12 protein-coding genes are annotated in these 15,786 nt (G+C 56.8%); 6 read left to right on the forward strand and 6 right to left on the reverse strand.

Annotated elements, in window-relative coordinates; all coding sequences use genetic code 11:
• Positions 1 to 81: 81 nt before the first annotated feature.
• Positions 82 to 477: a hypothetical protein gene (locus LG327_RS13610; protein WP_404369423.1), complete on the reverse strand. Its 396-nt coding sequence runs from the start codon at positions 475 to 477 to the stop codon at positions 82 to 84.
• A 194-nt stretch (positions 478 to 671) separates the two neighbouring features.
• Positions 672 to 2,219: a GNAT family N-acetyltransferase gene (locus tag LG327_RS13615; RefSeq protein WP_404362626.1), complete on the reverse strand. Its 1,548-nt coding sequence runs from the start codon at positions 2,217 to 2,219 to the stop codon at positions 672 to 674.
• 228 nt (positions 2,220 to 2,447) lie between these two features.
• On the opposite strand from LG327_RS13615, the gene LG327_RS13620 reads away from it, so the two are divergent.
• A complete protein-coding gene (locus LG327_RS13620) occupies positions 2,448 to 4,337 on the forward strand; it encodes a methyl-accepting chemotaxis protein (RefSeq protein ID WP_404362628.1) in 1,890 nt (629 codons plus the stop codon).
• A 91-nt stretch (positions 4,338 to 4,428) separates the two neighbouring features.
• On the forward strand, positions 4,429 to 4,992 hold the full coding sequence (locus LG327_RS13625) for a PaaI family thioesterase (protein ID WP_404362630.1): 564 nt from the start codon (positions 4,429 to 4,431) through the stop codon (positions 4,990 to 4,992).
• Positions 4,993 to 4,999: 7 nt separating this feature from the next.
• On the opposite strand, the gene recQ is transcribed toward LG327_RS13625, so the two are convergent.
• The gene (gene recQ / locus LG327_RS13630; protein ID WP_404362632.1) at positions 5,000 to 6,844 is read right to left on the reverse strand and encodes a DNA helicase RecQ; all 1,845 of its coding nucleotides are present in this window, start codon (positions 6,842 to 6,844) and stop codon (positions 5,000 to 5,002) included.
• Positions 6,845 to 7,029: 185 nt separating this feature from the next.
• On the opposite strand from recQ, the gene LG327_RS13635 reads away from it, so the two are divergent.
• Positions 7,030 to 8,193, forward strand: coding sequence for a 1-acyl-sn-glycerol-3-phosphate acyltransferase (locus LG327_RS13635; RefSeq protein WP_404362634.1), 1,164 nt, complete (start codon positions 7,030 to 7,032; stop codon positions 8,191 to 8,193).
• A gap of 90 nt (positions 8,194 to 8,283) precedes the next feature.
• On the opposite strand, the gene epsC is transcribed toward LG327_RS13635, so the two are convergent.
• Positions 8,284 to 9,303, reverse strand: coding sequence for a serine O-acetyltransferase EpsC (epsC, locus tag LG327_RS13640; RefSeq protein WP_404362636.1), 1,020 nt, complete (start codon positions 9,301 to 9,303; stop codon positions 8,284 to 8,286).
• Positions 9,304 to 9,492: 189 nt separating this feature from the next.
• Here epsC and LG327_RS13645 point away from each other — a divergent pair, with 189 nt between their 5' ends.
• Positions 9,493 to 10,158: an alpha/beta hydrolase gene (locus tag LG327_RS13645; protein WP_404362638.1), complete on the forward strand. Its 666-nt coding sequence runs from the start codon at positions 9,493 to 9,495 to the stop codon at positions 10,156 to 10,158.
• 7 nt (positions 10,159 to 10,165) lie between these two features.
• Here LG327_RS13645 and LG327_RS13650 read toward each other — a convergent pair whose 3' ends face one another.
• A complete protein-coding gene (locus LG327_RS13650; RefSeq protein ID WP_404369426.1) occupies positions 10,166 to 11,578 on the reverse strand; it encodes a TrkH family potassium uptake protein in 1,413 nt (470 codons plus the stop codon).
• 143 nt (positions 11,579 to 11,721) lie between these two features.
• On the opposite strand from LG327_RS13650, the gene LG327_RS13655 reads away from it, so the two are divergent.
• Entirely contained in the window at positions 11,722 to 12,309 is a 588-nt protein-coding gene (locus tag LG327_RS13655; protein ID WP_404362640.1) for an ACP phosphodiesterase, read from the forward strand.
• Positions 12,310 to 12,317: 8 nt separating this feature from the next.
• Here the strand turns inward: LG327_RS13655 and LG327_RS13660 are convergent, their stop codons facing one another.
• Entirely contained in the window at positions 12,318 to 13,067 is a 750-nt protein-coding gene (locus tag LG327_RS13660) for a NirD/YgiW/YdeI family stress tolerance protein (protein ID WP_404362641.1), read from the reverse strand.
• Positions 13,068 to 13,433: 366 nt separating this feature from the next.
• On the opposite strand from LG327_RS13660, the gene LG327_RS13665 reads away from it, so the two are divergent.
• Entirely contained in the window at positions 13,434 to 15,785 is a 2,352-nt protein-coding gene (locus tag LG327_RS13665) for an EAL domain-containing protein (protein WP_404362642.1), read from the forward strand.
• The last annotated feature ends 1 nt before the right edge of the window (position 15,786 follow it).

Genomic DNA, 15,786 nt, shown 5'->3' on the forward strand with positions numbered 1-15,786 from the left:
CATCGGATGACTGTTGGCAGGGATTTTCTGAAATTTCTCTGAATCCGGGTTTAAAGCCCACTGGGCGGGGTGCAGGCTGCTTTACCCGGTCTGGCGCAGATTGCTGGCCGGTCCACTCCGTCGTGAACGCAGCATCTGTTTTTTGTTGACAACATCCCGAATCCGCCGAAGCTTGTCTGACTCTGAACTCTGTGGCCTGGAATCAAGTCCTGAAAAATCAACCGAATAGAAGAAGTTGCTGCAGTGCTTTCTCCGCTCTGTTATCAAGCCGTTCAGGCCCTCGGCTTCAATATTCTCGAAGGGCATGGTCATTACCAGATCAAGCAGCAGGGTGTCTCCGGGATTGAAAATTTTATCCGTCTTGAGCACACACCCGTACTGATCAAGATCAAAAATCTCAGCCTCGATGTATTCTTTCCTGAACAGACCCAGCTTCACGCGGAAGCGGGCCAGCAGGTCGGGCAATGGTTCTTTCATCGGCTCCATGTCTTTCAACATATTGATTTCACGAAATTTGACGGACCAATCCCGGCCCCGGTTCCTGGGCATTCCGGCGGAGCCCGGGAGCGGAGTGGCTGCCGGGGGCGCAGGCGTAATGCCTAAACAATAGCCAGCCGCCTCTCATTTGGCAATGATCTCAGGCTGATACATCGGGTCGCTCATCCAGAGGCTCAGGTCTTCTTGCGTGGAGGGAGTGTGAACTTTGGTGCAACTTCATACATGTCAGCGCGCCTGTCTTTGAGGTTGTTGACCGACCCCTCGCTCCTGACCAGGGTCAGTTTTTCCAGATCCAGGTCCGAAAACATGATCATTTCCGTGTTCGGCGTGGTTTCCGCCATGACTGCGTCATGAGGGAAGGCAAAATCGGACGGCGAGAAAACCGAAGACTGGGCATACTGCAGGTCCAGATTCTCGACCTTGGGAAGATTGCCGACGCTGCCGGTGATGGCTACATAGCATTCATTTTCGATGGCACGTGCCTGGGCGCAGTGGCGCACCCGCAGATAGCCATTTTTGGTGTCTGTCCAGAAGGGTACGCAGATGATATCCACGCCCTGGCTGGCTGCTATCCGGCCCAGCTCGGGAAACTCGATGTCGTAGCAGATCATGATGGCCACCCGGCCGGCATCTGTTTCGAAGACTTCGAACCGGTCGCCGCCCTCAATGACCCAGTCCCGGCGCTCGTGGGGAGTGATGTGTATCTTCCGCTGCTCATCCACCCGGCCATCCCGATGGCACAGATAGGAGATGTTGTAGACGCGGTCATCTTCTATCAGCGGCATGGAGCCGGTGATGATGTTGATGTTGTAACTCACGGCCATTTCCGACATCTCATTGCGAAACTGTTCCGTAAACCCGGCCAGGAAACGCACAGCCCGGCTCTGGTCCAACTGGTCAGTCAGACCCATCAATGGCGCGTTGAAAAACTCGGGGAAGAGGGCGAAGTCACTTTTGTAGCTGGACAGAGCGTCAACAAAATATTCCACCTGTTCCAGCACTTCTTCCACTGAGGTGAATTCCCGCATCTGCCACTGCACTGCGCCCATTCGAACCTGGGTCTTCCGGACGTCGATAACGGAAGAAGGCGGCGTGTAAAGTATGTTGTTCCATTCCAGCAGAGTTGCGTAACCCAGTGATTTTTCATCTTCCGGCATGTACTTGTGCATGAGCCGGGTGACCTGAAAATCATTGGAAAGCTGGAAGGTCAGGATGGGATCGTAGATGTCCTTCCTGTCCACCCGCTCAATGTACTCAGCCGGCGTGTACTGGTCTGCGTACTTGTGGTAATTCGGAATACGGCCACCTGCGAGAATGGCTCGCAGATTCATGGAGCGACAGAGTTCCTTCCGCGCTTCGTAAAGTCGGCGGCCCAGACGGTAGCCCCGGTACTCCGGGTCGATGAACACGTCCAGGCCGTACAGTGAATCGCCCTTGTCGTTATGCCAGATCTTCTCATTCTTGAGGATCAGGTCGTCATAGGTGTGCGGGTTGCTGAAGCGTTCATATTTGACCAGGACGGTCAGCGCGACTGCAATCAGTTCACCGGAATCCTCAATGCAGATCTGACCGTCCGGAAACTGCTCGACCAGCCCCTTGATGGTGGATTCAGGCCAGGCACCGCCAATATCGTTGTAAATCCGATCCATCAAGTTTTTTAGCTGGGGGTAATCATCCACCGTCAGGTTTCTGAGATTCAGGTGCAACTCTTCGTGCGGCATAAAAGGCCAACTCCTATATAACGCCTGATCAGCCTCCGGAAGAAGTTCCAGGGCTGGATGTGGATTCGTAAGACAAATCGTAACAGTTTCACACACCTCATCCTCTGCGGGACGGTGTATCTTTTGCACCTATTTTAACAGAAGCCCTTAAAGACTTCGCCGCTGCCGCCGACATTCAGTTCAGGCAGCCATTGCGAGTGCCGAAAAGCCATCCGGAGAGTGAAAATAATGACAAGCCTATCATTCGGACAGAAACTCCTGTTCGCCGTCGGTATACTGCTGGTGCTGGTTATGGGCACTTACGCCATCATGGGCGACTATCGTCTCACCCGCACCACCGACACCTATGTTGACGCGCTGATCGACGACGCGGTCGCTCAGAGTACGTCAAGCATCGCGGAATGGCTCAACACACGCCTGAGTATGACCGAAGCTGTGGCAAAGGCTCTGGAATCGGCAGAAACCGATGACCAGGCCCAGGCAATCCTGCAATCCGCCACTCAGGGGGGTGGATTCAAGGATGTCTACGTCGGCACGGATGAAGGCAGCATGCTCATGCCCACCGCTGCATCAGCGGCAACCCTTCCGGACGGCTATGACCCGAGAACCCGCCCATGGTTCAAACTCGCCAAATCCCTGGGGCGGGGATCCTTTACCGAGCCTTATCTCGACGCGGCATCTGGTGAAACAATCATCTCCACCCTTGCCCCGGTCCGTCATGGCGAATACGCCGGTGTCGCCGGTGGTGACATCACTTTGCAGGCCATCCAGAAAATCCTGTCCACCCTTACTCTTGCGGATACCGGTTACGCGGCTCTTGTAAGCAAGTCCGGCACCGTTCTTTACCATCCCGACAAGACGCTGGTTGGGAAACCAGTGAACAAACTGATCGGAGGAAATCCGGACCTTTCAGGTACCCCCAGTGCCCTTACCATCGAAGACGACCAATGGCGTGTAAGTTTTCATGAGATCACCCAGGCCCGCGGAGTTGACTGGTACCTGGCAACCTTTGCCAACGAAAGCCTGATCAGCGCGCCAGTTCGTGAGGCACGGATGACAGGTCTGATAGTGGCCGCTCTGGCGCTGGTGATCACCCTGGTGCTGCTGCACTTCATCCTCCGGACGCTGATGACTCCTCTGCGGCGACTGGGAACGGCCATGGCAGACATCGGCACGGGTGATGCAGATCTGACACGCCGCCTGGAGGTGGAGACCCGGGACGAGTTCGGAAAGCTCGCGGAAAACTTCAATACCTTCGTAAGCCAGATTCACGAGGTGGTTAACGATGTTCAGCAGGGCGCCGCGGAACTTGGCGAGAGCGTGGTTTCGCTGCGCCGGACAGCCAGTGCCAGCCGCAGCAGCGTTGAGGGCCAGCAGAGCGAGATAGACATGATCGCCGCCGCAATCAACGAAATGTCGGCCGCCGCCGCTGAAATTGCCCAGAGCGCACAGCAGACAGCGGACGCGGCCAATACGGCCGACAGCGACTCACGGGAGTCCCTTGTCACGGTTGAAGCTTCAAAAGATGCGGTCCAGCGGCTGTCTGCGGAAATTGGTTCCGCCACAACCGTAATCCACAAGCTGGGCAAGGATGTATCTGAAATCACCTCAGTACTGGAAGTGATTCAGGGCATAGCGGAGCAGACCAATCTTCTGGCTCTGAATGCTGCGATCGAAGCAGCCCGGGCAGGAGATGCCGGACGCGGCTTTGCCGTGGTTGCAGATGAGGTCCGCAACCTCGCACAGCGCACCCAGACGAGCACCGGGGAGATCAACCGGATGATCGAAAAACTCCAGAAAGGTGCCAACGATGCTGTGGAAGTGATGCAGGCCTCCACCGCCGTATCGAACGTCAGCATGGAGAAAGCCCAGGATGCCATGGAGACACTCAGTCGCATTGCCGAGGCGATCAGCTCCATCAGCCAGATGACCACTCAGATTGCCACGGCCTCTGAAGAGCAGACGTCGGTGACCGAAGAGCTTAATGCGTCGATCACCCGCATTGCCGACCAGGGCCAGGAAGCAGCGGCTGCCGCCTCTGAGAATGATGTATACAGCGGCCAGATCAGCACTGTGGGCGAGTCCCTGAAGCAGAACGTGGAGCGGTTCAGGGTCTGAAACCGGCCAGAATGTCACGAAGTGCTTGAGCGCTCATGCCACCGCTGTAATCATGTGCACTTCTTTTGAATGTTACCTCAGAGGTGAACAGATGGCGTTAATGGACAAAGTGATCGGAGCCACAGGGCAGTGGCTTGCAGGGGTAGACCCGAATGCAACCCTGATGAACCCCCTGGCATGGGCCCGCAAGAAGGGCGGTTACGCTGCGCTTAACCGGGTGATTGGTCTGTCCATTCCATTTGCCACGCGGAATGGTTTTTCCGTGGAAGAGGTGAGCCCGGGCCATGTCCGGGCGTCGATTCCCCTCAAAGGGAACAAAAACCACTTTGGCAGCATGTACGCGGGGGCCTACTTTCTGGTGGCGGAAATCCCCGGAGGGGTGCTGGCGCTGTTCGATCTGGGCCCTGCCTACACGCCCATCCTCAAAGAAATGACGCTGCAGTTTCTGAAGGCTGCCAACTCCGACGTAACGGTCGAGTTCCGCATTGGCAGTGACGCTCTCGAGGCCATCAAGGCCGAGGCAGATGTCACAGGCCGGGCGGCTTTTTCCCTTGAAGGGCAGTTATACGATGCGGAGGGCGACCTGGTGGCCACCTCCGTGGCTCATTACCGGGTGCGCCGCAAGGGCTTCAGGGCTGAAAACCAAAGCGCCTGACTGCGGTTCAGGCCGGGGCGGAATCCAGGTCTGCGATGGCTTTGAGAAAAGCCTCCCCATACCGCTCCAGCTTGGCCGTGCCAACGCCGTTGATCTCTGCCAGCTCCGCCAGTGTGGCCGGCCGGCGTTCGAGAATGTCGAACAGGGTGGTGTCGTGAAAGATCACGTAAGGTGGCACTCCCTGCTCGTCCGCCAGGGCCTTGCGGCAGGCTCTCAGCGCATCCCAGCCTGAAGGATCTGTTATCCGGTCGCGGACATTGCTACGTCCCGAGGCGGCCTTTTTCGGCACAGGGTCCTTGCGCAGATCCACCTTAACGGCTCCCTTGAGCAGTGGCCGGCAGGTTTCAGTCAGTTGCAGTGCCCCATAGCCCTCCGGGTCCGCTCTGAGATGGCCATTGGCGACCAGCTGGCGGAACACCGACTTCCAGTCACCAGCGCTGAGGTCGGCTCCTATGCCGAAAGTGGAAACAGCCTGGTGGCCGGATTGCCGAATCCGCTCGTTGTCCGAGCCCCGCAGCACATCGATCAGATAGTTCACGCCGAACCTCTGCCCTGTGCGGTAGACACAGGAGAGCGCCTTTTGCACCGCAACCGTGCCATCCCATGTCTGGGGTGGCGTGATGCAGGTATCGCAGTTTCCGCATGGTTTCTCGAGAGTGTCCCCAAAATAGCGCAACAGGGCCTGGCGACGGCAGGTGGTGATTTCGCAGAGCCCCAGCATGGCGTCCATTTTCTGGCGCTCCACCCGCTTGAAATGATCATTGGCGGTGGATCCCTCCAGCATCTGGCGCAGCTTGATGACGTCCTGCAGGCCGTAGACCATCCAGGCGGTCGAGGGATTGCCGTCGCGACCGGCGCGACCGGTCTCCTGGTAATAGGCTTCGAGGCTTTTGGGCAGATCCAGGTGGGCGACAAATCTTACATCCGGTTTGTCGATGCCCATACCAAATGCAATTGTCGCGACGATAATCACGCCATCTTCCCGCAGGAACCGTTCCTGGTTCCGCGCCCGCTGCTCAGCAGGCAGTCCCGCGTGGTAGGGGAGCGCCGTGTAGCCTTTGCTTTCAAGCAGTCTGGCGGTTGCCTCCACCTTGTTGCGGGAAAGGCAGTAGACGATGCCCGAATCTTCATGATGTTCCGCTTTAATAAAGCTCACCAACTGGCTGTTACCGTTGGTTTTCGGTGCAATTCTGTACTGAATATTAGGGCGATCAAATCCGCTGATGAAATGCCGGGCCTCCACCAGCGAGAGACGCTCGGCTATTTCCACCCGGGTGCGTTCATCAGCCGTGGCTGTGAGGGCGATACGGGGGACGCTGGAAAACTCCCTCGCAAGGATATCCAGCCCGAGGTAGTCAGACCGGAAATCATGTCCCCACTGGGAAACACAGTGGGCTTCATCTATCGCAAACAGTGACACCGAGGCCTGATGGAGAAGATCCAGTGTCCGGGGCTGAAGCAGGCGCTCCGGGGCGCAATAAAGCAGATCAAGCTCACCGGTCAGCAGGGCATTTTCGGTATCCCGCGCCTGCTGATGATCCATGGTGGAGTTAAGAAACGCGGCTTTCACGCCAAGCTGCTGCAGCGCTGCCACCTGGTCCTGCATCAGGGCGATCAGGGGTGAAATTATAATCCCCGTACCTGGCCTGACCAGGGCGGGAACCTGATAACAGAGAGATTTACCACCGCCGGTGGGCATAAGCACCAGGGCATTGTTGCCAGCAACAATTTCCCGGATGACTTCACCCTGCAGGGGGCGAAAGCTCTGATAGCCAAAAACCTGACTGAGCACCGCTTCCGGAGAGGTTTCACCGGCGTCCGGTCGCTGGGTGCTGAGTTGCTCAAAATCCATGACGATGATGTTCCATCCTGCAGTAAAACGGGGTATCCGGGTAAGTGCCCGGCGGGTAGGCAATGGTACCAGAATCGGGGCAGTATTGGGTCCGGGGATGCATGGGCAGATAGCACCAGAAAGGGTTACAATGAACGGATTTTCACGTACGTTTGCGCCCAGGCTACGACAATAACAGGACTTTCATGCAGGAATTTGATGGAATTCGACCTTACCGGGACGACGAAACCCGGGCTGCGATTGACCGGCTGACCAAAGATCCGGAGTTCCTTGAAATGGTGGGTCGCTTCAAGTCGCCCCGCCTGACACGCTGGGCTCCGGGGCTGACCCGCCTCATGGTCCGGCGCTGGCTACAGCGGGAATTTGGCGGTATTGACCGGATCGACGCCCTCCAGGCCCGCCTTTATCATTTTGTGGACGAACTGGTGCAGAAAACCACCTCGAAGGTCACATGCACCGGCCTGGACGCGCTTGATCGCAGCGAATCGTACCTCTTCGTCTCGAACCATCGGGACATAGTATTTGATCCAATGGTGGTTAACTATCTGCTGTTTGGCAACGGCTTCCAGACGACCCGGATAGCCATTGGAGACAATCTTCTGCAGAACCGGGTATTCGCCGAGATGATGTGGCTCAACAAGAGCTTCGTGGTCAAGAGAAGCATTACCAGCCCGCGGGAGATGCGGGACAGCTACATGACTCTGTCGTCGTTTATCCATCACTCGATTGCAGAGAATCACAGCGTCTGGATTGCCCAGCGGGAGGGAAGGGCCAAAAATGGCGTGGACCAGACCGATCCGGCCATCGTCAAGATGTTCTACATGAGCCAGAAAAAGGCAGGGCAGGGCTTTGCAGAAGCCATGAAGCATTTGCGGGTTGTACCTGTATCCATTGCCTATGAGTATGACCCCTGCGACGTGGACAAGGCCCGGGAACTGGAAACCAGGGCCCGCACTGGAACCTATGAAAAGCAGCCAGGTGAGGATTCAGATCAGATTATCAGGGGGATGACGGGATTCAAGGGGCATGTTCATGTCCACTTTGGCAGCCCGATCATTGAAGAGGTTCCGGAAACTGCGAAGGAAATGGCTGCGGTCATTGACCAGGAGATGCACAGGAACTATCACCTGCACGCGTCAAACCTGGTGGCTTACGATCAGATACGAACGACAGAGTTCCAGGGAGTCGCCCATGACACGGTGGAACTGGCGGAAGCTCTGTCCCAGCCGGAAATGGAAGCCGCCGAAGCGGAGATGGAGCGCCGTCTGGACGCCTGCGACCCGGCCCTGAGGCCTTTTCTGCTGGCCATGTACGCCAACCCGGTGATCAACTCACTGAAGGCGCGATAGAGGCCTTTCCGGCCCGGTACGGATCATCCGTGCCGGGCTACAGTGACTTGAGCGGACGACAAGGGACGAAACCTGTACCGCAGGCCAGGCCTATTTCCTGCTTTTGCCGTTCATCTCAAGACAGTCATCCGTCACACAGTCGGTGGAACTGCGGGACGACGCCTGGGAGATCTGGCTGTTGGCAGGCAGGCTGCGGGTGAGCCATACGTTGCCACCAATAACCGTACCCCTGCCAATGGTGATCCGGCCGAGAATGGTTGCCCCCGCGTAAATCACCACGTCGTCCTCGACGATGGGATGCCGTGGTTCCCCTTTCTTCAGGGAGCCACTCTCATCTTCGGGAAAGCGCACAGCACCTAAAGTGACAGCCTGGTAGAGCCGGACGCGCTTGCCGATAATGGCTGTTTCCCCGATAACCACACCGGTACCGTGATCGATAAAGAACTCCTGACCGATTGTGGCGCCAGGGTGGATGTCGATCCCCGTCGCCGAATGAGCCTTCTCCGAAATGATCCGTGCGATCAGGGGCAGGCCAAGCTGGTAGAATTCATGGGCTACGCGATGATAAATGATGGCAAAAACCCCCGGGTAGGAGATCAGAACCTCATCGACGCAGGTAGCCGCTGGGTCCCCCCGGAAGGCCGCGGTGACATCCATATCCAGCGCTCTGCGGATGCGAGGCAACTGGGTGGCGAAATCCCGGACGATCTGTTCGCAATCCTTATCGCTCTTTCCATTGTTCTTGTAGCCAAGCTCAAGGCCTACCTGGGCATGAAAAACATTGAGCACGCTGTTAAGCATGTAGCCCACGTAGTGATCTTCCCCTTCCTTGCTCAGTTCAGGCGGCCCGAGCCGCATGGGGAAAAGAATTCCGCATAGGGTTTCCATGGCCTGATGAACCGCTGCGTGAGAGGGCAGTTCCCGGGCGCCCAGCTCCAGTTCCCGCCCATGTTTTTCGCGCCATTGGTAGCGGGCCTCCCGGAGGCCGTGGATAACCGAATCCAGGGGCCAGTTGTTACCTTCCCTGCGGGTAGTTGCCGCAGGCGCGGCGCCCCCGGTCGTTGCCTTGTCCTGCAGGCCCGCATCGGCCATCTGAGTGGGATTCGTCATCTGGATCTCCTGTCAATCTGCTCGCCCGATGCAACCCGTACGCTGCCCGGAACTTTAATGGTAATCCTTTATAATCATTTCTTCGACCAGGCTCAGCCCCATCCACTGCAGATAGCTGAGCTATACAGTACAATCCTCTGCCATTGTATGTTCCGAACCTGAAATCCAACCAGTCGAGAGAGGCTATCCGTGAGCGACCTCAAGTATATCGAAAAAGAAACCCGCCCCTCCCCGGATGCCGCGGTTATCTGGCTTCATGGCCTGGGAGCCAGCGGCCACGACTTCGAACCGGTGGTACCGGAGCTCCAGCTGCCGCCGGAAGCTGCCGTGCGATTTATATTTCCCCACGCTCCGGTGCGGCCTGTAACCATCAACGGCGGCATGAGCATGCCTTCCTGGTATGACATAAAAGCCATCGACACAGAGCGTTCCATCAGTACCGATGAGCTGATGCATTCCGCGGCCGAAATCGGCAAGCTCATCAAGCGGGAGCGGGAAAGAGGCATCGCGAGCGAGCGCATTGTGCTTGCAGGCTTTTCCCAGGGTGGCGCGGTTGCCTATCAGGTCGGCCTCACGTGGCCGGAGCGTCTTGCTGGCATTATCGGGCTTTCCACCTATTTCCCTTCAGCCGGAGACATCAGCCCTTCAGAGGCCAACCGGCAGATTCCCATCAGGATCTACCATGGCGTACATGACCCGATGGTTCCGGAGGTTCTGGGACGCCAGAGCGTAACAACCCTGAAGGACATGGGTTACAGCCCCGAGTACAAAACCTACCCCATGGACCACAGTGTCTGCCTGGAGGAAATCATCGATATTGGTGAATTTCTCAGGACTCACCTGAAACTGGTCTGAAGTCAGGTCAGCCCCGCCAGAAGCCGGGAGACAGGACTACCAGTACGCTTAGCAGTTCAAGGCGCCCGGCGATCATGCCAACGCAGAGAATCCACTTGGCGATATCCGGCAGGCTTTGAAAATTGCCTGCCGGACCGATGATCTCTCCCAGGCCCGGACCAACGTTCGTGAGCGCTGTCAAAGTGCCGCTAATACTGGTGATAAAGTCGATCCCCAGCATGGACAGCGCGAGGGTGCCGACCAGCAGGCACACCAGGAAAACGAAGGCATAGGCAATCATGGAAGCGATTATTTCATCGCTCACCGGGCGGCCATTGTACTTCCGGGTTAGCACGGCGCGGGGATGAAGCAGCCGCTTGAACTGCTCCCGGAGTACCATCATCGAAAGCTGAAACCGGAAAATCTTCATGCCACCGCTGGTGGAGCCCGAGCAGCCGCCAACGAACATCAGGAAAAAGAACGAGGCAAATGCAAAGGGACCCCAGAGCTGGTAATCCTCCGAGGCATAGCCCGTCGTGGTCACAACAGACGTGAGGTTAAACAGACTGGTGGAGAATACCGACAGCGGGTCGCCGCCTTCATTCCATAGCCGGTAGGTTGTCATACTCACCGCAACAACGAGGATGAGAAACAGAAATACCCGTACCTGCTGATCCCGCCATAATACGCCGTGCTGGCCGTTCAGCTCACGGACGTACAGGAAAAAGGGCAGGGCGCCCACCATCATGAAAAAAGACGCTTCCAGGAGAATCAGGTTGGAGCCTGCGAACTTGCCCATGGACATGTCCGAGGTTGAAAACCCCCCGGTTGCGACGGTGGTAAAGCCATGATTCACTGCATCAAACCATGACATTCCCGAACTCCAGTACACGAGGATGCAGAGCAGGGAAAAGAACACATAGACAAAGAGCAGCCCCCGGCCAAGAGTTTTCATCCGGGGCAGCGCCTTGTCCGTCCACTCGGAGGATTCGGTGGTAAACAGGCGCATGCCGCCAATGCCCAGAAACGGAAGAACAGCCACGAACATGCCGATAATCCCGATTCCACCTATCCATTGAAGCATGGATCGCCACAGCAGAATATCCGGCGCCATGACATCAAGGCCTGTCAGGATGGTGGAGCCCGTGGTGGTGATTCCGGATACACCCTCGAACAGGGCATCGGTGGCCGACAGGTTGAGGTCGCTCAGATAGAGTGGGACGGCGCCAAGAACCGATATGAGAAACCAGCTACTGATGGTCAGGATAAACATGTAACGTGGTTTGAGGTAGCGTGACTGGCCGCGGGTAACCAGCAACCCCAGCACACCCAGGGTCAGTGACCCAGCGGCAGACTGAACAAAAGCCATGGCGTTGGGGCTGCCCGAAAACCCCATCAGGATGACGGGGAGAGACAGAAAAATGCTCAGTATCACGAGCATGATGCTAACAATGTAGGTTACGGGCGAAAGATCTTTCATTCGAACAGCGTCACTCGTGCTCGGTCAGCCTGAAAAGACCGGTAGGTTACTCTCACGAAAGCCTAAAATCGACAGCAAGGCCGCAAAAACCGGAGACTTTCACTGTGAACCATCTCGCACATCTCTATCTGTCCCCGCCAACCGTGGAAGCCCGGGTGGGGAATCTGCTGGGCGACTTTGCCCGTGGAGTGGTCACCAGAGACTTGCCAGCTGAAGTGAGGGAGGGCCTGGAGAATCACCGGGCGGTGGATGCCTATACAGATCAGCATCCCGACGTGCTTGCTGCAAAGCGGCTGTTTTCGGGGCAGCGACGGCGCTTTGCCGGTGTTGCGCTGGACGTTCTTTTCGATCATTACCTGCTACGCCACTGGCAGGATTTTGCCAGCACCCCACGGCACATGTTTATCCGGGAGGTATATGCAGATCTTCAGCGAGGGGAGGACCTGATGCCTGACCGAATGGTCGAGGTTACCCGGCAGATGATCAGAAACGACTGGCTGAACGCCTACCGGGATCTTGAAAATATAGGTTATGCGCTGGACCGGATTGCCGGCAGAATCCGCTTTCAAAACCGGTTCTCCGGAATGATTGAGGAAATAGAACTTTTGGACCCGGTCCTGGAAGCTCATTTCCTCTCGTTCTTTCCCGATCTCCTCCGGTTTTGCCGATCCCGCGACGGCTGCGGCGTCTAGGGCTTACCTCAGGGCTCGACTGGCTTCGGCTGGGTTGCCGGAGCACCTGGCTTAGGTTGACCTTCTTTCATTTCCCGCCTTTCCATGCCAATGGGGGCGCGGCTGCGGATGATGACGGAATCGGCCTTGATGTTACGCAGTTCAAAAACACCTGAAGTCATGGTGCCGCTGACCGTCACCAGATCCTCCACCTGGACGGAACGGTTTCTCAGGCCGGGTCTTTTCAGCGGATCGTAGTCCATTGCTGAGGTGTCCACGGTCAGTTCCCGTGAACCTGTATCTATTGTGAACATACGATTATCAATGCTTTCCACCCGGCCGGTGAAAGACACCTCGCCAGTTGTCACCGGAGGCTGGGGCTCCAGGTCGGCACCGCTGAGGGCCTCTTCGTCGCCGGGGCTGCCGTGAAAATGTATTCCAAGGTTTTCCACGTACACGCTGTCGGCTTCAATGGTGGCCGTTTCATAGGTGTCCTGGTCCACCTTGCCGTAAACCTTGACCTTGTCACCTTCGGCAACCTGACCTGGCTGTTCCGCCCAGTTCCAGTTATCCAGCTCAACGCGAACCGTGTCTTCTCCGTAATCCAGCACGAAGGAGTCCGGGGCTTCAGCACTGGCCACGGTGCCGCTCAATACAATCCAGGAACCATGCTGCCTCTGGGAAGCTTCATTGGCCGCCATCGTCGGTGTTGCCACGAGAGCCGATAAGATAAAGCCCGATATGATAAAAAGAGTGCCGAGAATGCGCTTACTCATCATTCTTTCTCCTGTTATTTTACAGCGGTTTTTGGACGCCTGAATTGATACGCCTTACATACATAATTGTTGACGATTTCCAAAGTATCAACCGTGAAAACCATTTTTCCGTGGAGATGGCTACTTAAACAGGCAAAACAGATGCGTTTGAATGGCATGCTTTCCGGGCGGCAGAAGTGACGATGGCAGAGCATGCCCCGAGGTGATTGTGTACCAGGGAATTTCCTCACTCGCCCTCCGGAAGTCACCTATTTAAGCCGGTGAAGGTGTTGGTTAGACTTGAAACTAACTATACATCGTCAGGGAATATAAGCGCTCCAGACGCACAGGAGAGCACCTCAGCATCAGCATCAGCATCAGGCCAACTCCATGCACAGCTCCCTTTATGAGAAGTACCGGATTTCGATGCTGCGACACATGGAGATTCTTGACACCCCCCGGGAGTCGCGCTTCGATCGTATTACCCGGGTCGCTCAGGAAGTGTATCGCACGGAGATTGCCCTCCTTAGCCTGGTCGACAGCGACCGCCAGTGGTTTAAATCCAGCCGGGGGCTTGATGTGCAAGAGACGCCACGGGAAGTGTCGTTCTGCAGTCATGCGATCCTTCAGGATGATGTCTTCATTGTTGAGGACGCCAGCCGGGACCCGCGATTCAGCGGTAACTCACTGGTTACCGGTCAACCTCACATCCGTTTCTACGCGGGGGTGCCCATTCGTGAGCCCCATGGCTTCAAGATTGGCACCCTCTGTGTCATTGATTCCTCTGCCCGCAAGGTCACCGACGGCCAGATGGAGGCACTCAGGGGGTTGGCCGCCATGGCGGAGACCGAACTTGAACGTGGTTTCGACCAGCCACCGGGTGATTCCGTGGTCACACCCTCAGCCATTGCCCGCGCGCTTCGCCACTGTCAGATAAGACTAAGTACCGATGCCGGTGAAGAAGGATCCTTCGATCCTGTTTTACGTGAGCTCATGGCCCTCACTGGCAGTGATTTTGGGATGATCGGCGAACTGGCCTCCGTGAATACCCACTCGCAGCTTGAAATAGCTTCGGTTGCCGGGTTTGAATCCCTGGCTGATCACCCGGTTTTCAGGAACTGCCCACTGGGTGAGACGCTCACGGACGGCCAGCTGGATTCGGTGCTCGATCTTGCAGGGCTGGGGCATCCGGCCGGTCCTGTACCGGCGGACCTGGAACAGCCTGACACCCCTTCATTTATCGGTTTTCCGGTGGTTATCAGGGGACATCTGGAGGGGCTGGTAATGCTTGCCCGCCGGTCAGAAAAATACCCGCGAAGCCTCCACTCTGAGCTGGCATCTCTTATTCAGATTGTGGCAACGCTTATTGAACGTCGCCGTCTTGAACGTGAAAAACAGAGTATTCAGACCGCGGTCACCAGAAAGGATGGACGCGACGAGGTCACCAATCTACCCAACCGTCGTCGCCTTAACACGCTTCTCGAGGCCGAGCTGCGACTTTGTGAGCGCCGCGGCGGCTCGGTTTCCACCTGTTTCATCGATCTGGACCAGTTCAAAGCCATCAACGATGCTCATGGCAGCGCCACTGGTGACGAGGTTCTGCGCACCATAGCCCGTCGTCTTGAGGCGGAGGTGGGAGAAAAAGGCGTAGTGGCCGGGCCAGGCGGTGATGAATTCGTGGTATTGCAACGGGATGTAGGAAGCGACAGCTCCTATCAGCGGCTGCTGAATGCCATAGCCAGGCCCATTCACACAAAAGCCGGGGTTATTGAGATGTCCGGCAGCATGGGTATCGCCATCTACCCGAACGATTCTTCCGACGCCGACACTCTTCTGCGGCACGCCGAACAGACCATGTATCAGGCGAAGGAGGAGGGCGGCAACGACTTCCGGGTTTTTGACGTAAACAGCCATCAGCACCGGACCGAGAGGCTTCAGATTCTTGACGAAGCCAGACGCGGGCTGCCAGCAGGCGAATTTGAGCTGTTCTATCAGCCGAAAGTGAACCTTGCTGACAACAGCATCAAGGGCTTTGAGGCACTGATTCGCTGGAACCACCCCGCCCGCGGCCTGCTTGCCCCTGACCAGTTTCTGCCCCAGATCGAACTTTCTGATCTCGATGTCACGCTTGGCCGCTTTGTTATTGGCCAGGCCATGAAGACACTGATGGTCTTTGACCGCCAGAGGCTTGATTACACCCTGAGCGTCAACCTGAGCCCGTCGCACTTTCTGAGCGAGTGTTTTCTTGACGAGCTCAGGACAACCCTGGCGGCTTATCCGGCGCGGGTGGGCCGGCGTCTGACTCTGGAAATTCTGGAAACCACTGCGCTGGACGATTCGGCAGCCGCCGTGGAGGCCGTCAAGGCCTGTCAGCAGGCGGGGGTATCCGTGTCCCTTGATGATTTTGGGACCGGATTCTCATCCCTGAGTTATTTCCGCAAGCTGCCACTGGACGAAATCAAGATCGACAAATCCTTCATCATGGACATGATGAAGGACCGGGACGATGCCATGATCGTGCAATCCATCATCAGCCTTTCCCGGCAATTTGGTCGCAGGGTGGTTGCTGAGGGGATAGAAACACAGGAACTGGCGGACGAACTACGGCGCCTGGGGTGTGACATCGGGCAGGGATATCTCTATAGCAGGCCGGTAAGCCTGTCGAATGCCCTGACCTGGGCCCGTGATTTCGAAGGCTGTGATGACGCCAAAGTGGGGTTCTTCAGCTGTGCGAACGGCTGAT

Source organism: Marinobacter sp. (genome assembly GCF_044799475.1).
In the GTDB taxonomy this organism is placed as follows: domain Bacteria; phylum Pseudomonadota; class Gammaproteobacteria; order Pseudomonadales; family Oleiphilaceae; genus Marinobacter.